The sequence below is a fragment of the Mycobacterium sp. SMC-18 genome, from assembly GCF_045310895.1.
Classification (GTDB): Bacteria; Actinomycetota; Actinomycetes; order Mycobacteriales; family Mycobacteriaceae; genus Mycobacterium.
This window is the reverse complement of sequence record NZ_JBJIAL010000004.1, coordinates 241,346-262,171: the sequence shown is the minus strand read 5'-3', so window position 1 is coordinate 262,171 and position 20,826 is coordinate 241,346. Positions and strand designations below refer to the sequence as shown.

The 20,826-nt window shown below is 67.6% G+C and carries 20 protein-coding genes; 7 read left to right on the top strand and 13 right to left on the bottom strand.

Annotated features, from left to right (window positions below; genetic code table 11):
• From ACJH6J_RS05750 to ACJH6J_RS05710, 9 genes are all read right to left on the bottom strand, one after another.
• The gene (locus ACJH6J_RS05750) at positions 1-435 is read right to left on the bottom strand and encodes a nuclear transport factor 2 family protein (protein WP_318986480.1); all 435 of its coding nucleotides are present in this window, start codon (positions 433-435) and stop codon (positions 1-3) included.
• The gene (gene tsaD, locus ACJH6J_RS05745) at positions 432-1,457 is read right to left on the bottom strand and encodes a tRNA (adenosine(37)-N6)-threonylcarbamoyltransferase complex transferase subunit TsaD (RefSeq protein ID WP_406803654.1); all 1,026 of its coding nucleotides are present in this window, start codon (positions 1,455-1,457) and stop codon (positions 432-434) included. The genes ACJH6J_RS05750 and tsaD overlap by 4 nt, the downstream gene beginning before the upstream one ends.
• Entirely contained in the window at positions 1,454-1,954 is a 501-nt protein-coding gene (gene rimI, locus ACJH6J_RS05740; RefSeq protein ID WP_212806845.1) for a ribosomal protein S18-alanine N-acetyltransferase, read from the bottom strand. The genes tsaD and rimI overlap by 4 nt, the downstream gene beginning before the upstream one ends.
• Positions 1,951-2,574, bottom strand: a complete 624-nt coding sequence (gene tsaB / locus ACJH6J_RS05735; RefSeq protein ID WP_406803653.1) for a tRNA (adenosine(37)-N6)-threonylcarbamoyltransferase complex dimerization subunit type 1 TsaB — start codon at positions 2,572-2,574, stop codon at positions 1,951-1,953. The genes rimI and tsaB overlap by 4 nt, the downstream gene beginning before the upstream one ends.
• Positions 2,571-3,032 (bottom strand): tRNA (adenosine(37)-N6)-threonylcarbamoyltransferase complex ATPase subunit type 1 TsaE, encoded by a 462-nt coding sequence (tsaE, locus tag ACJH6J_RS05730; protein ID WP_020102514.1) that lies wholly within the window; start codon positions 3,030-3,032, stop codon positions 2,571-2,573. Before tsaE ends, tsaB begins: the two co-directional genes overlap by 4 nt.
• Positions 3,025-4,116, bottom strand: a complete 1,092-nt coding sequence (locus ACJH6J_RS05725) for an alpha/beta fold hydrolase (RefSeq protein ID WP_064859886.1) — start codon at positions 4,114-4,116, stop codon at positions 3,025-3,027. The genes tsaE and ACJH6J_RS05725 overlap by 8 nt, the downstream gene beginning before the upstream one ends.
• Positions 4,117-4,121: 5 nt before the next feature.
• The gene (gene alr, locus ACJH6J_RS05720) at positions 4,122-5,267 is read right to left on the bottom strand and encodes an alanine racemase (protein ID WP_406803652.1); all 1,146 of its coding nucleotides are present in this window, start codon (positions 5,265-5,267) and stop codon (positions 4,122-4,124) included.
• Positions 5,268-5,366: 99 nt separating this feature from the next.
• On the bottom strand, positions 5,367-6,746 hold the full coding sequence (locus tag ACJH6J_RS05715) for a glutamate decarboxylase (RefSeq protein WP_073697568.1): 1,380 nt from the start codon (positions 6,744-6,746) through the stop codon (positions 5,367-5,369).
• An 18-nt stretch (positions 6,747-6,764) separates the two neighbouring features.
• Positions 6,765-8,177 (bottom strand): NAD(P)H-hydrate dehydratase, encoded by a 1,413-nt coding sequence (locus ACJH6J_RS05710; protein ID WP_406803651.1) that lies wholly within the window; start codon positions 8,175-8,177, stop codon positions 6,765-6,767.
• A 137-nt stretch (positions 8,178-8,314) separates the two neighbouring features.
• Between ACJH6J_RS05710 and ACJH6J_RS05705 the strand changes: the two genes are divergently transcribed.
• Positions 8,315-8,680 (top strand): hypothetical protein, encoded by a 366-nt coding sequence (locus ACJH6J_RS05705; RefSeq protein ID WP_406803650.1) that lies wholly within the window; start codon positions 8,315-8,317, stop codon positions 8,678-8,680.
• Positions 8,681-8,683: 3 nt separating this feature from the next.
• Here ACJH6J_RS05705 and ACJH6J_RS05700 read toward each other — a convergent pair whose 3' ends face one another.
• Positions 8,684-9,757: a zinc-dependent dehydrogenase gene (locus tag ACJH6J_RS05700; protein WP_406803649.1), complete on the bottom strand. Its 1,074-nt coding sequence runs from the start codon at positions 9,755-9,757 to the stop codon at positions 8,684-8,686.
• Positions 9,758-9,970: 213 nt separating this feature from the next.
• Here ACJH6J_RS05700 and ACJH6J_RS05695 point away from each other — a divergent pair, with 213 nt between their 5' ends.
• The 3 genes from ACJH6J_RS05695 to ACJH6J_RS05685 all read left to right on the top strand — a co-directional run bounded on the left by ACJH6J_RS05695 (position 9,971) and on the right by ACJH6J_RS05685 (position 14,249).
• Positions 9,971-11,944: a PTS mannitol transporter subunit IICBA gene (locus ACJH6J_RS05695; protein ID WP_406803648.1), complete on the top strand. Its 1,974-nt coding sequence runs from the start codon at positions 9,971-9,973 to the stop codon at positions 11,942-11,944.
• A 24-nt stretch (positions 11,945-11,968) separates the two neighbouring features.
• Positions 11,969-12,727 carry a DeoR/GlpR family DNA-binding transcription regulator gene (locus ACJH6J_RS05690; protein ID WP_346416358.1) on the top strand — a complete coding sequence of 253 codons (759 nt, stop codon included), beginning with the start codon at positions 11,969-11,971 and terminating at the stop codon, positions 12,725-12,727.
• Between the two features lie 283 nt (positions 12,728-13,010).
• On the top strand, positions 13,011-14,249 hold the full coding sequence (locus ACJH6J_RS05685) for a DUF222 domain-containing protein (RefSeq protein ID WP_406803647.1): 1,239 nt from the start codon (positions 13,011-13,013) through the stop codon (positions 14,247-14,249).
• Positions 14,250-14,365: 116 nt separating this feature from the next.
• Here the strand turns inward: ACJH6J_RS05685 and ACJH6J_RS05680 are convergent, their stop codons facing one another.
• Together ACJH6J_RS05680 and glmS are read right to left on the bottom strand one after the other, a co-directional pair.
• Positions 14,366-15,511, bottom strand: a complete 1,146-nt coding sequence (locus ACJH6J_RS05680; protein ID WP_406803646.1) for a GGDEF domain-containing protein — start codon at positions 15,509-15,511, stop codon at positions 14,366-14,368.
• A 162-nt stretch (positions 15,512-15,673) separates the two neighbouring features.
• On the bottom strand, positions 15,674-17,542 hold the full coding sequence (glmS, locus tag ACJH6J_RS05675; RefSeq protein WP_212806857.1) for a glutamine--fructose-6-phosphate transaminase (isomerizing): 1,869 nt from the start codon (positions 17,540-17,542) through the stop codon (positions 15,674-15,676).
• Between the two features lie 85 nt (positions 17,543-17,627).
• Here glmS and ACJH6J_RS05670 point away from each other — a divergent pair, with 85 nt between their 5' ends.
• From ACJH6J_RS05670 to ACJH6J_RS05660, 3 genes are all read left to right on the top strand, one after another.
• On the top strand, positions 17,628-18,479 hold the full coding sequence (locus tag ACJH6J_RS05670) for a hypothetical protein (RefSeq protein ID WP_318986472.1): 852 nt from the start codon (positions 17,628-17,630) through the stop codon (positions 18,477-18,479).
• Positions 18,480-18,561: 82 nt separating this feature from the next.
• Positions 18,562-19,254 carry a phosphodiesterase gene (locus tag ACJH6J_RS05665; RefSeq protein ID WP_318986471.1) on the top strand — a complete coding sequence of 231 codons (693 nt, stop codon included), beginning with the start codon at positions 18,562-18,564 and terminating at the stop codon, positions 19,252-19,254.
• A gap of 30 nt (positions 19,255-19,284) precedes the next feature.
• Positions 19,285-19,869, top strand: a complete 585-nt coding sequence (locus ACJH6J_RS05660; RefSeq protein WP_064859825.1) for a hemerythrin domain-containing protein — start codon at positions 19,285-19,287, stop codon at positions 19,867-19,869.
• Positions 19,870-19,924: 55 nt separating this feature from the next.
• Here the strand turns inward: ACJH6J_RS05660 and ACJH6J_RS05655 are convergent, their stop codons facing one another.
• Positions 19,925-20,818, bottom strand: coding sequence for a manganese catalase family protein (locus ACJH6J_RS05655; RefSeq protein WP_212806860.1), 894 nt, complete (start codon positions 20,816-20,818; stop codon positions 19,925-19,927).
• Positions 20,819-20,826 lie beyond the last annotated feature (8 nt).

The window sequence follows — 20,826 nt, the reverse complement described above, 5'->3', positions numbered from 1 at the left end:
CTACAGCGCGATGTTCAGGTGGTCGGATACGTTGCCGACCATCTGCACATCCACAACACGTTCGGTGAAGTACCAACCGGCGTCGTCGCGCGCGAACGTATCGCCGTACCGGCCCACCACGATGGGTTGCAGCGGAACCGTTTCGGTCTGCTGCACCACGCAGAACGTCGACCGCGCATGAGCGGTATCGCCGTCGAGTTCAACGATCGGGTTGAGTACCAGATGCCGGGTGCGCGGGGTGTTCCCGTGATCGGGGAAACGGCGGGTGGTCGTGGCGAACAGCGCCGCGATGGCCTCGGCGCCGGCAACGCCCATGAAGTTCCCGCGCCCCAGCAGTTTTCCCACGCCATCGAAGTCACCGGCGTCGATCAGTTCGGCGTACCGGTACAGCAGCTCGGTGATCTCCAGTTTGTCCGCGGCATCCTGCAGGCTCACGCGATCTGGCCCTTCACCACCGGCAGCCCCGGGTCGCTCGGCACGTCGAGCCGCGACGGTTTGGCTCCCGCCGCGATCAGGTGCGCGGCGAACGAGGCGATCATGGCCCCGTTGTCGGTACACAGTCGTGGCCGGGGTACCCGCAGCGTCAAACCGGCCTCGGCGCAACGTTCTTCGGCGAGCTCACGCAACCGCGAATTGGCGGCCACTCCCCCGGCGATCAGCAACGTGGACACGCCCAGGTCGGTGGCCGCGCGAACCGCCTTGCGGGTCAATACATCCGCGACGGCCTCCTGGAAACCGGCGGCGACGTCGGCGTGCGACGCGTCGGGGTGCTTCTCCATGTGGCGGGCGACGGCGGTCTTGAGACCGGAGAAGCTGAAGGCGTACGGGTCATCTCGCGGACCGGTCATGCCGCGCGGGAACACGATGGCGTTCCGGTCGCCTTTGCGGGCCAGCTCGTCGAGCACGCGGCCGCCGGGGTAGCCGAGCCCCAGCAGCCGGGCCACCTTGTCGTAGGCCTCGCCGGCCGCGTCGTCAACGGTGCTGCCGAGTTCCTCGATCGGCTCACCCAGCGATCGGACGTGCAGCAGGTGCGTGTGTCCACCGGACACCAGCAGACCGACGCTCTCGGGCAGCGGGCCGTGGTCGTAGACGTCGGCGGCCAGGTGCCCGCCCAGGTGGTTGACGCCGTAGAACGGCACACCCCACGCCGCCGAATAGGCCTTGGCCGCAGCCACACCCACCAACAGTGCACCGGCCAGGCCGGGCCCGATGGTCGCGGCGACAACGTCGGGCCGCTCGATGCCGGCGGCCGCCAGGGCGCGATTCATGGTGGGCCCCAACGACTCCAGGTGCGCGCGCGAGGCGATCTCGGGCACCACGCCGCCATAGCGCGTGTGCTCGTCGACGCTGGAGGCGACCTCGTCGGCCAGCAACGTCACGGTGCCGTCGTCCGCCAATTCGCAGATGCCGACACCTGTTTCATCACAGGAACTTTCGATGGCCAAGATGATTGTCATGAGCCTGACTCGCTCCTCACGTCCGCGTCGCCTGACACGCTGCTCACCTGCGCGTCCCGTCGCATGGTGTATGCGTCCGCGCCACTGATCCGGTAATACCGCTTGCGCACACCCATTTTCACGAACCCGACGCTTTCGTACAGGCCGATCGCCGGCTCGTTGTCGGTGCGCACCTCGAGGAACACGGTGCCCCCGTCGGCAATGGCCAACAGCCGGTCCAGCAGCTCGCGGCCGATGCCCTGGCCCTGGTACGCCGGATCGACCCCGATGGTGTGCACCTCGTACTCGAACGGCGGTTTACGGCCCAGCCGGCTGATGCCGGCATACCCCACCAGAAGCCTGCCGTCGCGTGCGGCGACGTAGTGGTTGTGCTCCGAGTCGAGCTCGCGGATGAAGGCAACTGCCGGCCACGGGTCGTCGCCCGGGAACAGGATCGCCTCCAACTCGCCGCACCGGTCGGCGTCGCCGACCGTCAGGGGACCGTACTCGATGGTCACGAGAGTCCCCGCTCGGCAAGGGTTTTCGCGTCGGGTCGGCGCAGGTACAGCGGGACCAACGCGGCGGGCGGCTGGTCCCAGCCGGCGGCGGTCACGAGGCCGGTCACCGTGGGGAACTCGACGTCGAGCGACGGCAACGGGAACAGTGCGGCCTGCGCGGCCGGGCCGGCCACCGAACCCGACCCGGGCTCGACGTCGGCCGCGGCGCTCACCGCCGGCCCGTCGACCCGCACGCCGTCGCGGTACCGCGCCCAGTACACCTCGCGGCGACGGGCATCGGTGACCACCAACAGTTCTCCGGGAGTCGCCGGGGCGATCGCATCCAGGCTGCACACGCCGTACACGGGGATGCCGAGCGCCTGTCCGTACGCAGCTGCGGTGGCCATGCCGACCCGCAACCCGGTGAAGGGGCCCGGCCCGCAGCCGACGACCACGGCTTCCAGGTCAGCGAACGTGATACCGGCATCGGCAACGGCGGCAATCACATTGGGCGTCAACTGCTCGGCGTGCGCGCGGGCATCGAGGGTGATCCGTTCGGCCAGCACCTCGACGCCGGCCGCGGTACGCCGTGCCACGCCGGCGGTGACGGCCGGGGTGGCGGTATCGATGGCGAGAATCATCCACGGCTCCAATGCCAGACAGCGGTACGGGTGTCGTCGTCGGCGCGCTCCAACCGGATGTCCAGATGGCTGGCCGACAATCGCTCGGCCAGACCCTCGCCCCACTCGACGACCACCACGGCGTCGTCGAGGTCGGTGTCGAGGTCGAGCGAGTCGAGTTCTCCGAGCAGGTCGGTGCTGCCCGAATCGAGCAGCCGGTACATGTCGACGTGCACCATCGCGGGGTGTCCGGCACGGCGGGCGGGATGCACCCGGGCCAGCACGTACGACGGCGACGTCACCGCCCCGTCGACATCCATACCCTGTGCAATTCCCTTGGCCAGCATGGTTTTCCCGGCGCCCAGCGGCCCCGTGAGCACCACGACGTCGCCGACTTTGAGTTCGGCGCCGAACCGGGCGCCGAGGGCCATGGTGTCGGCCTCGGTCGGCAGGTGCACGGTGCCGTGCGAATCATCCATTGCGCTTGGCCTTTCCACGCAGATGCCGGGTGAGCGCCACCAACCGTGACGGCGTGGCGTGCTCGACGAAGCGCTCCAGCGCCTCGTTGATCAGTTCGGGTTGCTCCATGTGCACCATGTGCCCGGCCCCTTCGACAATGACCAGTTCAGACTTCGGCAGCTGCCGGGCCATCGCCTCGGACTTGGCCAGTGGGGTGAGCAGATCGTGGTCGCCGCAGGCGATCAGCGTGGGCACGTGCTGCAGGACCGGCAGCGCCCCGGCCTCGTCGTGGGTTTCGAGTGCGTGCAGGAACTCGACGGTCGTGCGGATCGACGTATTGTGCGTCATCTTCTCGACGTACCGCGCCACCGACGGGCTGACCGCGTCGTCACCGAACGACGCGGCCTTGAGCACCGGGCCGATGACGGCCTTCGCCGCGCCACGGCCCGCACTGACCGCGCCGGGCGCGAACCGCACTGCGACTTTCGCCGCCTCCAGCGCCGGGTTCTGCAGCACCTCACCCAACGGCGAACGGGTAACCCCTTGTGCCGCAGAGGCGAGGATGGCGACGCCGCACACGCGGGCGGGGTAGTTGTGCGGAAACTGCCGGGCGTGGGACAGCACCGTCATGCCACCCATCGAGTGACCGACCAGCACCACGGGCCCACGCGGCGCCATCACCCGCATCACCGATTCGAGGTCCTGCCCCAGTTGCGGGACGGTGTACGAGTCGGTCGGGCCCGCCGAGGACCGGCCGTGGCCGCGCTGGTCGTAGAACACCATGCGGACCTGGTCGCCCCACCGCTCGGCCAGCCGGGCCCGCTGAAAGTGGAAGGAGCCCATGCTGTTACAGAAACCGTGCGCGAAGAGCACCGTCAACCGGGCGTCTTTCGGGCCGACCTCGCGCACCGCCAGCGGCACGCCATCGGTGGCCGTCACCACGTATCCGCGGTCGGCGTCGAGCGTGGTGAAATCCTCACCCGCGTAAGGATCTTCACCACCACGGCGGCGCAGCGAGCGGGCGACGCTGATCCCGGCGACCGAACCCACGGCAGTGAGCCCGGCCATGCCCGCCAGCCACCGGGCATTCCTGTTGTCGCTCATGGACGTCAGCCCGTCGACTCGCGATAGGTCCGGGCGACCCGGCCCCGCGGGCTGGTGACGACCTCGTAGTTGATGGTGCCGAGCAGTTCGGCCCAGTCCTGCGCCGTCGGCTCACCGGAAGCACCCGATCCGAACAGCACCGCCTCGTCGCCGACCTTGACACCGGCACCGTCGGGACCGAGATCAACCACGAACTGGTCCATACAAATTCGGCCGATGTTGCGGTAGCGGGCACCGTTGATGCTGACGTCGATGCGTCCGCTCAGACCGCGGAAGACCCCGTCGGCATAGCCGAGCGGGATCAACCCGACGGTGGTGTCGCGGTCGGCGATCCAGGTGTGCCCATAGGACACGCCGTCGCCGGCTTTGATCGAACGCACCGCGGTGACAGGGCATTTCAGCGTCATGACGGGCCGCAGGCCGAAATCGCCGAGCCCGGGGATCGGCGTCTGCCCGTAGACCGCGATACCCGGCCGCACCACATCGAAATGCAGATCGGGCCGCGTCAGGGTCGCGGGCGAGTTGGCCAGGTGCGCCACTTCGAAGTGCACGCCGGCCGCCGCGGCCTGTTTCCGAGCGGCGGTGAGGCGCTCAGCTTGGGTGTCGTTCATCGGGTGCTGCGGGTCGTCGCCACATGCGAGGTGGCTCATGATGCCGCGGGGGTGCACCGCGCCGTCGGCGGCGGCCCGGGCGATGGCGTCGAGCAGGGCCGGGTACTCGGCGGGGCTGACGCCGTTGCGGCTCAGACCGGTGTCGACCTTGACGGTGAGCGCCGCCGGCGCACCGCTGCGGCGCACGCCGTCGAGCACGTCGTCGAACTGCCGTACCGACGCCACCGCCACCTGCACATCGGCGGCCAGCGCGGGCGCGAAGTCGGTGCCGGGCAGGTTCAGCCAGGACAGCACGGGCGCCGTGATGCCGGCCTCCCGCAGTGCCAGCGCCTCGGTGATGTTGGTGACGCCCAGCTCGGCAGCCCCGGCGGCCAGGGCGGCACGCGCCACCTGCGGCGCACCGTGCCCGTAACCGTCGGCCTTGACCACCGCCATCACCGCGGCGCTGCCTGCGCGTTCCCGCAGAAGCCGCACGTTATGCGCAATTGCGCCCAGGTCGATGACGGCCTGGGCAGCAGGTTGGGGATCGGGCGAACTCATATCGCCTCCGATTCTCCCAGACGCCCGCTGGTCCGCGTCGAGCCTGAGCTTGTGCACCACATTTTCCGGAGATCTGGAACACAAGCTCAGGGTCGTCCCCTAGTGAGCGAACGGCTGCACGTCGTCGAACTGCCCCTTCGGCTTGAGCTCGTCCAGGCTGTTCAGCACCGTGATCAGGTCGTCCCGCAGGGCGCGGGCCAGGTCGGCCGAGAATCCCTCCCGCACCACCACACGCAGCACCGCGATGTCCGTCGCGCCTTCGGGCATGGTGTAGGCCGGCACCTGCCAGCCGTAGGCGCGCAGCGCGTGCGATACGTCGAACTCGGTGTAGGGCCGCTTGCCGCTGAGCCGGCACGCGATCACCGGGATGGCCGAACCATCGGTGATGACCTCGAAGTGCTCGCTCTTGCGCAGCTCGTCACCGATCCAGCGGGCGGTGTCCGACAGGCAGTGCATGATCTGGGTGTAGCCGGCCCGGCCGAGGCGCAAGAAGTTGTAGTACTGGCCGACCACCTGGTTGCCGGGCCGGGAGAAGTTCAGCGTGAAGGTCGGCATGTCGCCGCCCAGGTAGTTGACCCGGAACACCAGGTCCTCGGGCAGGTGCTCCCCGCTACGCCAGACCACGAAGCCGATGCCGGGGTACGTGAGCCCGTACTTGTGGCCGCTGACGTTGATGGACACCACCCGCGGCAGCCGGAAGTCCCACTCCAGGTCGGGGTGCAGGAACGGCACCACGAAGCCGCCGCTGGCGGCGTCGACGTGGACGGGGATGTCCAGACCCTTGTCGTGCGCGAGCTGATCCAGCGCCGCGCAGATCTCGGCGATGGGTTCCAGCTCACCGGTGAAGGTGGTGCCGAGGATGCCCACCACGCCGATGGTGTCCTCGTCGACGTTGTCGAGCACCTGTTCGGGGGTGATGACGTAGCGGTCCTCGGCCATCGGCAGGTACCGCGGCTCGACGTCGAAGTAGCGGCAGAACTTCTCCCACACCACCTGGACGTTGGAACCCATGACGAGGTTGGGCGTGCGTCCCTTCCAGTCGCCGACCTTCTGCCGCCATCGCCATTTGAGGGCCAGACCGGCCAGCATCACGGCCTCGCTCGATCCGATGGTCGACACGCCACACGCTGACGCCGGATCGTCGTCGCGCAAGTTCTCGGCGTGGAACAGGTCGGCCACCATGGACACGCAGCGGGACTCGATGGCCGCGGTCGCCGGGTACTCGTCCTTGTCGATCATGTTCTTGTCGAACGTCTCGGCCATGAGCTTCTCGGCCTCGGGGTCCATCCACGTGGTGACGAACGTCGCGAGGTTGAGCCGGGAGCTACCGTCGAGCATGAGCTCGTCGTGGATGAAGCGGTACGCGGCCTGCGGGTCCAGCGGATCGTCGGGCAGCCGCAGCGACGGGATGGGCGCGGTGGACAACCGCCCCGTGTACGCCGGACTCATGGTCGGTCCATGAACATGCTTGCGCGACATACTGATTCCCCCTTGTGGTTAGAGCGATGCGATGGCGGCCCGGACATGGGCCAAGATGCGGTGCGCCGACGTGGGCGCAGGACGCGGGCCGGGATCATGTGCGGCAAGATCGGCGGCACGAGCGTGGACGAACGCGGCCATCGCCGCTGCCTCACCCGGTGCGATGCCTGACGCCAGCAGAGCACCGATGATGCCGGACAGGACGTCACCGGATCCGGCTGTGGCGGCCCAGGATTGACCGGCGGGGTTGAGATACGTCGGGCCGTTCGCGTCGGCGACGACCGTGACGTTGCCCTTCAGCAGGACGGTGGCACCCAGACGGTCGGCCAGTTCAAGCGTCGCGGCCACCCGGTCAGAACCCGGCGGATGTCCTGCGAGCCGGGCGAATTCACCGGCATGTGGGGTCAGCACCGTGGGTGCCGAGCGGTCGGCGACCAGGTCGAGATCGGCGGCCAGCAGGGTCAGGGCGTCGGCATCGACGATCACCGGCAGGTCGGTGGCCAACGCGAAGCGCAGCGCCTCGTCGCCGGCGGTGTCGGTGCCGAGTCCCGGGCCGACCACCCACGCCTGGACGCGCCCCGCAGCCGTCGCATCCGACGCCGCAACGACTTCCGGCCAGTGCGAGACCACTTCAGCGTGCGCAGAGCCGGCGTAACGGACCATGCCGGAGGTCGCGGCGACGGCGGCGCCGGTGCTCAGGATCGCCGCACCCGGATAGGTCGCCGACCCGGCGAGCACGCCCTTGACGCCCTGGCTGTACTTGTCGTCCGACGGGTGCGGCACCGGCCAGCGGGCGCGGACGTCGTGCGCGTCGAATCCGAGGAACGCCGGTTCGGGCAGGTCGAGTCCGATGTCGATGAGTTCGACGCGTCCGCAGTCGGCCAGTCCGTGTACGGGTTTGAGTCCGCCGAAGGTGACGGTCAGCGCGGCGTGCACATGGGGGCCGTCGGCGGCGCCGGCCTGGACGTCGATGCCGCTGGGGAGGTCGACGGCGACAACGGGCGCGGTGTTGGCGTCGAAGACCGCCGCGGCATTGGGCCGGAGCGGCCCGCTGGCGCCGATCCCGACGACGCCGTCGATCACCAAATCGGTTGACGGCGGAATGCTTTCAACTACTCTGCCGCCGGCTTTCCGAAATGCTGTGAGCGCCTTCGGGTGGGCGCGGTCCGGGTTCAGGAGCACCGCTGTTGCGGCCGCACCGCGGCGGCGCAGGAAGGTCGCCGCCCACAGCGCGTCGCCGCCGTTGTCCCCCGAGCCCACCACCGCACAGACGCTGCGCCCGCTCACGCCGCCGGTGCGGGTTTTGAGTTCTGTGGCAATCGCCGTCGCCAGCCCGTAGGCCGCGCGGCGCATCAACACGCCATCGGGTAGGGAAGCCAACAGCGGCGCCTCGGCCGCGCGGATCTGCTCGGCGGTGTAGTAGTGCCGCATAGCTCCGAAGGTTACGCACATCCGCCCCGCAGGGGTTGGCATGTGCGTCAAATTCGGGCGTCGAGCGTGAGCGTGTGTGCGAACTTCTGCCGATTTTTCGCACACACGCTCACGTTCGGCGCGGATAACATCCCGCCATGACCTACGGCTATCCGGCGCCGCCACCGGCCAAGCCCCCGCTCTCGAGCGGCGACCTCGCCGCGTCGATCAGCGCGCTGGTGCTCACCTACGTCGGCGGCGGCGTGGCGGCATTCTTCGCGGTGTTCGCGCTGGCGTTCACCGACTACTGTCCGCCGGCGACGTGTCACATCGACGCCGGGATCAACGCCATGGCAGCGGGATTCATCGCGGCCATGGTGGTGGCATTGGCCGGCACGGTCGTCACCGTCATCCGGCTGGTGAAGCGCCTGCGCGCCTGGCCATTTGCCGTCGGCACGCTGGGGTTGTGTGCCGTTCTGTGCGTGCTGGCGATCGGCGGCTATATCGCTGCCGTCGGCGGCTGAGACTCAGACGAGAACCGCGCTGGGCTCCACCGTCACCTTGATGGCCTCGCCGTTCTGGACGATCGAGAACGCATCGAGCACCTCGTCGAGGGCGATGTGCCGGGTGATCAAGTCCTTCACCGGAACCTGGCCGGTTGAGATGTAGTGCAGCGCCCGCTTGTTGTGCTCGGGCGCAGATCCGTTGGCGCCGTGGATGTGCAGCTGGCGGTAGTGCACCACGTTGGAATCGCAAGTGATCGTCGGATTCGTCTTGGGCAGGCCGCCGAAGAACGAGATGCGGCCGTTGCGCGCGGCCATCGCGATGGCCTGCTCCTGCGTGATATTGGCGGCGGTCGCGGTGATCACCACGTCGGCGCCGCGGCCTCCGGTCAGTTCCATGACCTTCTCGACGACGTCGACCTCCGCCGCATTGATCACCGCATCGGGGTGCACGGCATCGGCGGACATCGCCAGGCGGGCGTCGTTGACGTCCACGAGGTACACCGGCCCGCAGTCGTGCACACCACGGGCGATGCGGATGTGCATGCACCCGATGGGACCGGCACCGAACACCACGACGGTGTCCCCCGGCTCGATGCCGAGCAGATCCTGGGCATTGATGGCGCACGCGAAGGGTTCCGCGGCCGACGCCTCGTCGTAGCCGACGTTGTCCGGAATCCGGTTCAGCCCATCGACTTTGAGTACCTGGCGCGGCACGATCATGTACTCGGCGAACCCGCCGTCGTACTGGTAGCCCATCGAGGTCTGGTTCTGGCAGACGGCCATCCAGCCCTTGCGGCACTCGTGGCACTCGCCGCACGGGACCGCGGCGATCACCTGAACCCGGTCGCCTTCGGCCCACTCGGTGCCGTAGGTGGCGTTCACGTTGGTGCCCACCTCGACGATGTCGCCGGCGATCTCGTGCCCGATGGTCCGCGGCGGGGTCAGGTTCTGGTGCCCGTTGTGCAGGATCTTGACGTCCGTGCCGCAGGTCGAACAGTTGCGTACCCGGATCTTGATCTCGTCGGGTCCGCATACCGGCTCGGGCACATCTTCGAGCCGGACGTCCTCGGGTGCGTAGTAGCGCAGCGCTTTCATGGCGTTCCTTCCGGTTCTCCGGCCTGGCCGGCAAGTGTGTCGTGGTTCACTCTGCGCCCACTATAACGGCAATTCGGGCATAAATCCAAACTTTTCTCTGCCCATTTTTGCCCATTTGCTTGCCATCATGCCCATTTGTGGGCTTTACTCATAACCACACGGTGATGTGACGGGCATCACCTTCGCGGCCGGTCAAGGTGGAGGTCCAGCACAGTGAACGCAACGACGGAAACACCGCAGCGCGCCAGTCTGCGCGTGCGGGTGCAGCAGCTCGGCACCGCACTGTCGAACATGGTCATGCCGAACATCGGCGCCTTCATCGCCTGGGGCCTGATCACCGCACTCTTCATCAAGACCGGCTGGCTACCCGGCCTCTTTCACTCGCTGCAGAACCCGGACGGCTGGGTGGCCCACATCGGCGGCTGGGGCGCCTATGAAAAGGGCGGCATCGTCGGGCCGATGATCACCTACCTGCTGCCGATCCTCATCGGCTCCACCGGCGGGCGAATGGTGTACGGAACCCGCGGAGCCGTCGTCGGTGCCATCACCACCATGGGCGTGGTTGCCGGATCCGACGTTCCGATGTTCATGGGCGCAATGATCATGGGGCCCTTGGGCGGCTGGGTCATCAAGAAGCTGGATGCGTTGTGGGACGGCAAGATCCGGCCCGGCTTCGAGATGCTGGTGAACAATTTCTCGGCCGGCATCGCCGGCCTGGTGCTGGCCGTCATCGGGTTCTTCGGTGTCGGTCCGGTGGTATCGGCGTTCACCCGCGGCGCCGGCCACGGCGTCGACTTCCTGGTCGGCCACGACCTGCTGCCGCTGACCTCGATCTTCATCGAGCCCGCCAAGGTGCTCTTCCTCAACAACGCCATCAACCATGGCGTGCTCACTCCCCTGGGCACCACACAGGCGCTCGCCACCGGCAAATCCGTACTGTTCCTATTGGAAGCCAATCCGGGCCCCGGCCTGGGAATCCTGTTGGCGTTCATGGTGTTCGGCCGCGGCGCCGCCAAGGCATCCGCACCGGGCGCCGCCATCATCCAGTTCCTGGGCGGCATCCACGAGATCTACTTCCCGTACGTGCTGATGAAGCCGAAGCTGATCGCCGCCACCATCCTGGGCGGAATGACGGGCGTCTTCATCAACGTGCTGTTCGGCTCCGGCCTGCGCGCGCCCGCCGCACCCGGTTCGATCATCGCCGTCTACGCCCAGACCGCGTCCGGCAGCTACCTCGGCGTCACGCTGTCGGTGCTGGGGGCGGCCGCCGTCTCGTTCGCGGTTGCCTCCGTGCTGCTCAAGACCGACCGCGCCACCGACGAGCCCGATCTGGCCGCCGCCACCGCCGAAATGGAGGCAATGAAGGGCAAGCGATCCAGCGTGGCCTCGGCACTGGTCGGCAGCTCTGCATCAGCTCCCATCACCAACATCGTGTTCGCCTGCGACGCCGGCATGGGTTCGTCCGCGATGGGAGCCTCGGTGCTGCGCAAGAAGATTCGCGACGCCGGCTTCACCGGCGTGACGGTCGTCAACCAGGCCATCTCCAACCTGACCGACACCTACGGGCTGGCCGTCACCCACCGTGATCTCACTGAGCGCGCCCGACAGAAGACCCCGTCGGCGATCCATGTCTCGGTCGACGACTTCATGAACTCGCCGCGCTACGACGAAATCCTGGAACTACTGGGACGTACCAACGGCGCACCTGGGTCCTCAGGCGAATCCGCCACGGCGCCAACCGAACCCACGGCCGGTTCCGACGATGTGCTGTCGCTCGACTCGATCGTGCTGGCCGGCTCGGCCACCACCGCCGAGGCCGCCATCACCGAGGCCGGCAACCTGCTGGTCTCCGCGCAAGCCGTCGACGTCTCGTATGTCGACGCCATGCACGAGCGGGAGAAATCCGTGTCGACGTACATGGGCAACGGCCTGGCGATCCCGCACGGCACCAACGATGCCAAGAGTGCGATCCGGCATTCCGGGATCTCGTTCGTCCGCTATCCCGAACCCATCGACTGGAACGGCAAGCCCGCCGAGTTCGTGGTGGGCATCGCCGGCGCCGGCAAGGACCACATGGCGCTTCTCACCCGGATCGCCCAGGTGTTCCTGAACAAGGACGAGGTGGAGCGGCTGCGTCGCGCCAGCACGCCCGAGGAGGTCCGGGCGGTGCTGAGCGAAGCGCGGTAGACGACGGGCGCCAGAATGTCATCCGTGGATTCAGACAGCCGTCAGCGCCAGATCGTCGAGTTCGCCCGTACCCGTGGGCGGGTCGAGGTGCTGGCGCTTGCCGAAGAACTGAACGTGGCGTCGGAGACCATCCGCCGCGACCTGAAGGTGCTGGCCGGGCGGCGCATGCTCAAGCGGGTCCACGGCGGAGCCATCCCGCTGGAGACGGCGGCATTCGAATCGACGGTCGAGTACCGCAGTCAGGTCGACCTGGCCCAGAAGCACCGGATCGCGGCCGCAGCCGCGGATCTGCTGCATGGAGCCGAAACCGTTTATCTGGATGAGGGTTTCACTCCGCGACTGATCGCCGAACAACTGGCGGATCAGCAGCTGACGGTGGTGACGTCGTCGTTGCTGGCCGCCGAAGCGCTGGCCCACAGCGAGACCGTGACGGTGTTACTGCTCGGCGGACGCATGCGCGGAAGAACCCTGGCCACGGTGGACAACTGGGCCGTCGAGCGCTTGCGCAGCCTCGTCATCGACGTCGCGTACCTCGGCACCAACGGCATCACGCCCGAGCATGGGCTGACCACCCCGGACCCCGCCGTGGCCGCGGTCAAACAGACCGCGGTGTCGGTCGCGATGCGGCGGATCCTGGTGGCCGCCGACTCCAAATTCGGCGAGACCAGTTTCTGCCGGTTCGCCGACGTGTCCGACTTCGAAGCGATCGTCACCGGTACGGAACTGCCGGCCGCCGAGGCGGCCCGTTATGAAGCGCTAGGGCCTTCGGTGGTGCGCGCGTAAGCGTTGCGATCGAGTCGATCCCGCAGGGCCGACGGGCCGCCGGGTCGGGGTGTCGACGTGTATCGCTGCATCGGTTCGCGGGCGTGCCCGGCTGAGCACATGCGCTACCCGGCCGAGTTGGCGCCCAACCTTTCCGGGCGGTTCGCGCGATGCGCTAGGCAGTTGCAAGGCTCGAGCTTGAGGGCCCAACTGCCTTCACCACGAACAGCCGAACCGTCACCGATCTCCTGATGTAGGCCGAAAAACTCCTTGTTGTTCGAACGTATGTTCGATACAATTGGGCATGGGAATCACACCGGATCTCAACGCTCTTCTCGAGCGCCTGCGTGACGTGGACGTCCCCGACGACGTGTCCAGGGACGACGCGGTGGCGGCGCTGGCGTGCGTGATGAAACTGCGCAATGTGGCCGATCATCTGGCGGCGATGCTGACCGGGGTGCTGGACCGCTGTGGTGCCGCGGCGGCGCAGGGCCGGACGCCACGGGAGTTGTTGATGGCGTTGGGGTGTGCGCCGTCGGTGGCGCAGCGGCTGGTCCGGGTATCGGGAGCCTTGCCGGCGTTGCCCACGCTCGCGGCCCATGCCGCCGATGGGGCGATCTCCGGGGAGCATGTGGATGCGATCGTCAAAGGCATCAACCACATCCGCGCCCGCGCACCCGGTGAGGTCGACGAGGAAGCCCGGTACCAGCAGGTGACCGATCTGCTGGGACAGTTCTTCTCCGGGGCCACCCCCGCCGACATCGACAAACGCGCCCGCCGGCTGGGCAACCGCCATGCCGCAGCGGAAGGTGGCCTGCCGGCTGCCGAGGACCGGTCGATCAATACCGCCGACCACCGCGTCACCAGCGACGGGCGGGTCCAGATCCGGGCGGACCTGGACGCCGAAGTCGGGGCCAAATACATCGCGGCGATCGAACAAGGATCAGCGCCGCGGCCCGAACCCGACGGCAGCCCCGACACCCGCACGGCGGGCAGGCGGCGGGCCGATGCGCTGGAAGCGGTGCTGGACATTGCCGCCCGCGGCGGCGACACCGCTTCCGCGCCGCGCACCCAGCTACTGGTGACGGTGCCCGCCGAAGCCCCAGACCTGGCGGCGTTGGAATTCATCGGATCGATCAGCACCATGACCCTGGAACGAATCTGCTGCGACACCACCGTCACCACGATCATCGTCGACGGCGAACACGTACCCCTCGATATGGGGCGCGAGAAACGTTTGTTCCCGGCGCACCTGCGCAAAGCGCTGTATTTGCGGGATCAGTGCTGCATCAAATGCGGCGCCCCACCCGGACGCACCCACGCCCACCACATCATCCACTGGACCCACCACGGTGAGACATCACTAGCCAACGGCTGCCTGCTGTGCCCGGCCTGCCACGCCAACGTCCACCACGACGGCTGGGATGTGGTCATGGGCCTGGACAAACACCCCTGGCTCATCCCACCCGCGACCGTCGACCCACACCGAAAACCCATCCCCGCATACAACCGCCGCACCATGCGCCTCGACACAGCCGCATAACACGCAAAGCGTTGCGTACCTTGACAACTCAACAGTGACAACGGCAATCACGGGCCTGCTGCTTTTCAACGGCAGGAGGAAAGCAGCAGGCCCGCACCCGGAGGATCACGAACAGTTCACCGCGATGTCCGCACCGCGTCAGGCATCGGCGGCAGGTAGCTGACGGCATTGCCGCCGCCGCGCTTGGCCACGAACATCGCCTCGTCGGCACGGGCGACCAGATCGCCGAGCAGTTCCGCGTGGTCACACCCGGATTCGGCGAAGTGCGTGATCGCCGCGGCGGTGATCCCGATACTCGCCGTGATCGGCGCGTGGTCGTCGCGGCCGCACAACGCGACCCGGATCCGGTCGGCCACGGCCACCCAGTCCCCCGGCTGCAGGACGTCGACGACGACGAACTCCTCGCCCCCGACACGCGCTACCAGCGCGCCGCCGTGCACGGAGGACTCCAGTCGCCGGGCGCAGCGGACCAGCACCTCGTCGCCGACGCTGTGGCCGAACCGGTCGTTGACGATCTTGAACCGGTCGAGGTCGATCACGATCACCACGACGTCGGCCGCGCGCTTGCGGTGGCCGCGCAGCAGGTCGTCGATGTGGAGATTGAGACCGCGGCGGTTCAGCAATCCGGTCAGTGGGTCGTTCGAGGCCTCGTTGGCCTCGTTGCGCAGGGCCCAGATACCGAAGTGGGCGGCGATCGGCGCCACCGCGAGCGCCCCGCCGGACAGCAGCTTCACGAACGCCAGGACTGGATCGCCGCCGCCGATGATCGCGATCTCGACGGACATCGCTGCGATCGACGACACCGCCCAACAACTATGTACGGCAAGCGCTTTGGGGCCGTCGAAGAAGATGATGTAGAACGACACCAGCAGCAGCGCACTCAGCCCGAACATGCCGGACAGCACCTTCTGGTTGAGCAGGGTGACCACGGTGACGCCGATGTCGACGTTGATGAGGAACGCGTGCGACACCCGGTACGACGGCCACGGCCGCAGCCACCACACCCAGCTCCACACGTACATCGCCGTGATGAAGACGATGGACACGGCCCGCACGACCGCGCCCGCGGGTTCATCGCCGGACCACTGGGCGATCATGACGATGAGGCCGACCATGCCGACGCCGAGCCCGACGAGGAACTGGATCAGCCCGGTCAGCGACCGCTTGGCGAAGTACTCGACCTGCGCCTCGTAATCGGTCGGCGTATGCCACCATTCGCGGACCATCCGGACCGTGGCGTGACGCGCAGCAGCATCCAGCAACAATCCACGGCCCTCACAATGGACACCTTCGACTGACCCTCAACCCGCATCCAACCATTTCCACAGCTAATATTTCAGCAGAATGTGCGGATATGGTTGACCTGCGTTTTCCCATGCTAGAGCACAGGCATGGTTGATGCCAGCGAACGAGCCAACGCGAAGCTATTCGACAGTGACCGACTTCGCCAGGTTCCGCGGCTTGTCCACGTCGTATCCACGCTCACGGGCCACCGACGCGGCGAACACCTGCAGCGGGATGGTCGACAGCAGGGGCTGGAACAACGTCGAGGTCGTCGGCAACTCGAAGATGTAGTCCGCGTACGGCCGCACCGTCTCGTCGCCTTCCTCGGCGATGACGATGGTGACCGCGCCACGGGCCTGAATCTCCCGGATGTTGCTCAGCAGCTTGGCGTGCAGCATCGAGGAGCCCTTGGGCGACGGCATCACCACGATCACCGGCAGATCGTCGTCGATCAGCGCGATGGGACCGTGCTTGAGCTCGCCGGCGGCAAAGCCCTCGGCGTGCATGTACGCCAGCTCCTTGAGCTTGAGCGCACCCTCGAGCGCCACCGGGTAGCCAACATGCCGCCCCAGGAACAGCACCGTCGGCGACTTCGCGAACTGCCGGCCCAGATCGGCGATCGGGTCCAGCCGCTCGAGCACCTGCTCGACCAACGCCGGCATGGCCTCCAGCTCGCGGTACTCGCGGGCGACCTCGTCCGGGTACTTGGTGCCGCGCGCCTGCGCCAGCGCCAGGCCCACCAGGTAGTTGGCGGCCACCTGGGCCAGGAACGTCTTGGTCGCGGCGACGCCGATCTCCGGCCCTGCCCGGGTGTAGAGCACGGCGTCGGCCTCGCGCGGAATCTGCGAGCCGTTGGTGTTGCAGATGGCCAGCACCTTGGCCTTCTGGCCCTTGGCGTGCCGGACGGCCTCCAGGGTGTCGGCGGTCTCGCCGGACTGCGAGATGGCGATCACCAGCGTGCTGCGGTCCAGGACCGGGTCGCGGTAGCGGAACTCGCTGGCCAACTCGACCTCGACCGGCAGCCGCGTCCAGTGCTCGATGGCGTACTTGGCGAGCAGGCCGGAGTGGTACGCGGTACCGCAGGCGACGATGAAGACCTTGTCGACGTCGCGCAGCTCCTGGTCGGACAACCGCTGCTCGTCGAGCACGATCTTGCCGTCGACGAAGTGACCGAGCAGCGTGTCGGAGACGGCCGCGGGCTGCTCGGCGATCTCCTTGTACATGAAGTAGTCGTAGCCGCCCTTTTCGGCAGCCGACAGGTCCCAGTCGATGTGGAACGGGCGCGCGCGGTCCGACGCGTCGTTGCCGTCGAAGTCCAGCACCTGGTAGCCGTCCGCGGTGATCACCACGGCCTGGTCCTGTCCGAGTTCGACGGCGTCGCGCGTGTACTCGATGAAGGCCGCGACATCGGAGCCGACGAACATCTCACCGTCGCCGACGCCGACCACCAGCGGGGTGGACCGGCGGGCCGCGATGATGGTGCCGGGATCGTCGGCGTTGCTGAACACCAGCGTGAAGTGACCCTCCAGCCGGCGCAGCACCGCCAGCACCGACGCGACGAAGTCACCGGCCGTCGGGCCGTTCCGGTAGGCCTGTGCCACCAGGTGGACGGCGACCTCGGAGTCTGTGTCGCTCTGGAACTCGACGCCGGCGGCCTCCAGCTCGGCGCGCAGCCCGGCGAAGTTCTCGATGATGCCGTTGTGGACCACCGCGAGCTTGCCGCTGGCATCGCTGTGCGGATGCGCATTGCGGTCGGTGGGACGCCCGTGGGTCGCCCAGCGGGTGTGCCCCATGCCGGTGGTGCCCTCGAGCTCGGCGGCATCGGTCTCGGCCAGCGCCTCTTCCAGATTGGCCAGTCGGCCGGCGCGCCGCCGGATGGTCAGACCCCCGTGGCCATCGGCCAGGGCGACACCGGACGAGTCGTAGCCGCGGTATTCCATCCGTCGCAGCGCGTCGACCACGATGTCGCGGGCCGGCCGTTGCCCGACATAGCCGACGATTCCACACATGGTTATCCAGGGTAGTGCAGCCGCCCGGGTGCCGGACCGTGCATGCGTGACGCGCAAACCAGGGCCACTGCGCTAACGTCATCGCGTGGCCAAGACGAAGAAGCTCTTCGGCGCTCTGACGCGCCGCGGCCCGCACCGCGTTCTGCGTGGTGACCTGGGTTTTGCCGGCCTGCCGGGCACCGTCTACACCCCCGAGTCGGGGCTGAATCTGCCCGGCGTGGCATTCGGCCACGACTGGTTGCAGGGTGTCGGACGTTACAACGGCACGCTCGAGCATCTGGCGTCGTGGGGCATCGTCGCGGCCGCACCCAACACCGAGACCGGCATCGCGCCGTCGGTGCTGAACCTGGCTTACGACCTGGGCACCACCCTCGACATCATCACCGGAGTCCGGCTGGGCCCCGGCAAGATCAGCGTGCACCCGACCAAGTTGGGCCTGGTCGGGCACGGTTTCGGGGCCTCGGCCGCGGTCTTCACCGCCGCCGGCCTGGGCTCGTCGGCCAACCCACTGAAGGCGGTGGCGGCGGTGTTCCCGACCGCCAGCAAGCCCGACGCTGACGAGCCCGCGGCCGGTCTGCGGGTTCCCGGCCTGATCCTCAACGCACCGGGCGCCGACCTGACCATCCAGTCCAACGCCACCGAGCTGGCCGCCGCGTGGCGGACGGCGACGGTGCGGACCGTCGCCAAGGCCGTCCCGGGCGGTCTGGCCGAGGGCTTCCGGCTGTCCAAACTGGTCGGGATGCCCGGCGCGGATCGCCGCACCCAGAAGACGGTGCGCGCGCTGCTGACTGGCTACCTGCTGTTCCAGCTGACCGGCGACAAGACCTACAAGGATTTCGCCGACGCCGACGTGGTGCTGCCGAAGACCGTCGCCGCCGATCCCGACGCCGAGAACCCGGCGCTGGAGGACAAGGTTGCCGCCCTGTTGAAGGGCTAGGAGCGTGTGCACGCGGCTGCACCATCGGCACCAAACCGAGTGCTGACGTTTTGACGCTGACGTCCGGGGTAACTGCGTCAGCGTGTTGGAGACCGTCACCGCCCCGTTTCAGTGGGTCGCCGCTGCCCGACACCGCCGGGTGTTCCACCCGGGTGGCGTACTGGCACGGGGTTCGATCGAGCGGGTGGCGGCGCGCGACGTAGGCCTACCGATCGAGTCCGCCTCCGATGTGCTGGTGCGGCTTTCGAAGGGAATCGGCACACCGGGAGCGCTGCCCGACGTGATCGGGCTGGCGTTTCGGCTGCCGGCGGGTGACTCGGCGACGGCATCGGCGGCACCGCCGTGGGACGTGCTGTTGGCGTCGGCGGGCCGCGGACGGCTCAGCCGCTTCGGCGTCCGGCCGGTCGTTCGATGGCCGGGCCAGCCGATGTCCAGTGTCATGCCACTGCGGTACCAGGGCACCAACTGGTGGCTGCGCGCGCAGATCCTGAGCCATGTCGACGGCGCCGGAGTGTCGCTGGACAGCATCCGCAGCGCCCTGCACGACGGGCCGATGACCGTCGCCATCGACCAGGCCCCGGGCTTCGCATCGTTTCGCCCGTTGGCCAGGCTGACGATCAAAGACGTTGTGCCGCACGATGAAATAGCCGACACCGACTTCGACCCGGTGCTGCATACCGCACCCGGCGTGCAGCTGGCGCCGCACTGGCTGTCGAACCTACGGATGCAGGCGTATCGACGCAGCCGCAAAGGGCGGCACCCCGACAGCGCATGACCCAGATCCGGACCGAAGAGGAGAAACCGTATGGACGCCTTGGCATTTCTGCGACGTGAACACGAGAGCGTGCTGGGCATGTTCGAAGTGCTCGACGGAGCTCCCCGCGGGACCGGCGCTCAGCAGAGCGGCCTGGCGACGATGGTCGAGAACTTGGTGATCGCCGAATCACAGCACGAGGCAATCGAAGAGCAGTTGTTCTGGCCGGCGGTCCGGGACGCGCTCGATGACGGTGACGAACTCGCCGATCACGCGATCTCTCAGGAAGAGGCCGGAAAGAAGCTGCTGCAGCAATTGGCGGACGGCGCGCCCGGCGAGGCGGAATATCATGCGGCACTTGACGAATTCATCAAGGCCGGCCGCGAGCACATCGCCTACGAGCAAGACGTCGTGTGGCCGAGGCTGTCCGCCGCGGTGAGCGACGAACGCTTGGAAAAGCTGGGCCACGAACTCGAAGCAGCCAAGAAGATGGCGGCAACCCGGCCGCATCCAGATACCCCGTCGAGTTCCGCGGTACAGAAAACGGTGGGTGTGGCGGCCGCCGTGGTCGACCACGTTCGGGACGCGGTGAGTGGACGAGACCGACAGAATCCGCCCGACCCACCTACCTCGTGATTGTCTTACGTCCGCGGCCACCGGCGTTCGTCGCCGGTGGCCGCGGACCGCTGGATCAGGTTGTGGCGGTGTGCTGTTCGTGGGTGAACGGCTTGTCGCAGTGCACCGCGGGTTCTCCACTGGGATTGTTCTTGGCCCCGGTGTTCTTCTGCAGGGACGTGCCCAGCCAGTCTTTCGTGGGCGACTTCACGTAGTTCCACGACATACCTTCTGGCCACGGACCCTGACCTTCGTTCCATGGTCCGCGGACGTCGCCCTGACCGTTGGACATGTTGAACGCGAGGGTCTGGAAACGCTCGTCGCCGGCCAGGGTGCCCGGCGGGAAGTTGACCGGCAGCTCGTTCAGGGCGGCGGTGAACTGCTGGAAATGGGTGACTTCGCGCGTCATCAGGAACGTGAGCGTGTCCTGCACGCCCGGATCGTCGGTGAACTGCTTGAGGTATTCGTAGACGATCTTGGCCCTCGACTCTGCGGCCAGATTGCTGCGCAGGTCGACCGAGGGATCACCGTTCGCGTTGACATACGACCCCGACCACGGAATCGCGGCCGCATTGCTGACGTCCGGGCCGCCGCCGGTCAGCACGCAGTACAGCGGATTCATCGCGACCTGGTGAATGGCCTGGTCGCGGCCATCCGGACTGGCGACCGTCGCCATCCAGTCGCAGCGCTCGTTGGCCTGCTTGAGATCGTCATTGAAGCCGTCCAGCAGCATCGTGATCATGGCACCGACCATCTCGAGATGGCTCAGTTCCTCGGTGGCGATGTCCATGAACAGGTCGTACATTTTTGGGTTCTTTTCGCGCAGCACGAATGCCTGGGTGAAGTACTGCATCGCCGCTTTGAGTTCCCCGTTCGCGCCGCCGAACTGCTCCTGCAGCAGCGTCGCAAAGCGCGGATCGGGTTGATCGACGCGTACCTCGAATTGCAAATCCTTGTGATGAGTGAACATTCGCGCTC

Bases quoted from the DNA above. Each gene is read 5' to 3' on its own strand.
- ACJH6J_RS05705 (WP_406803650.1), top strand. From the start codon at position 8,315: ATGACCTACGGCTATCCGGCGCCGCCACCGGCCAAGCCCCCGCTCTCG.
- ACJH6J_RS05700 (WP_406803649.1), bottom strand. From the start codon at position 9,757: ATGAAAGCGCTGCGCTACTACGCACCCGAGGACGTCCGGCTCGAAGAT.
- ACJH6J_RS05715 (WP_073697568.1), bottom strand. From the start codon at position 6,746: ATGTCGCGCAAGCATGTTCATGGACCGACCATGAGTCCGGCGTACACG.
- tsaD (WP_406803654.1), bottom strand. From the start codon at position 1,457: ATGACAATCATCTTGGCCATCGAAAGTTCCTGTGATGAAACAGGTGTC.
- ACJH6J_RS05685 (WP_406803647.1), top strand. From the start codon at position 13,011: ATGGGAATCACACCGGATCTCAACGCTCTTCTCGAGCGCCTGCGTGAC.
- tsaB (WP_406803653.1), bottom strand. From the start codon at position 2,574: ATGATTCTCGCCATCGATACCGCCACCCCGGCCGTCACCGCCGGCGTG.
- tsaE (WP_020102514.1), bottom strand. From the start codon at position 3,032: ATGGATGATTCGCACGGCACCGTGCACCTGCCGACCGAGGCCGACACC.
- ACJH6J_RS05725 (WP_064859886.1), bottom strand. From the start codon at position 4,116: ATGAGCGACAACAGGAATGCCCGGTGGCTGGCGGGCATGGCCGGGCTC.
- ACJH6J_RS05660 (WP_064859825.1), top strand. From the start codon at position 19,285: ATGGACGCCTTGGCATTTCTGCGACGTGAACACGAGAGCGTGCTGGGC.
- ACJH6J_RS05710 (WP_406803651.1), bottom strand. From the start codon at position 8,177: ATGCGGCACTACTACACCGCCGAGCAGATCCGCGCGGCCGAGGCGCCG.
- ACJH6J_RS05655 (WP_212806860.1), bottom strand. From the start codon at position 20,818: ATGTTCACTCATCACAAGGATTTGCAATTCGAGGTACGCGTCGATCAA.
- glmS (WP_212806857.1), bottom strand. From the start codon at position 17,542: ATGTGTGGAATCGTCGGCTATGTCGGGCAACGGCCGGCCCGCGACATC.
- alr (WP_406803652.1), bottom strand. From the start codon at position 5,267: ATGAGTTCGCCCGATCCCCAACCTGCTGCCCAGGCCGTCATCGACCTG.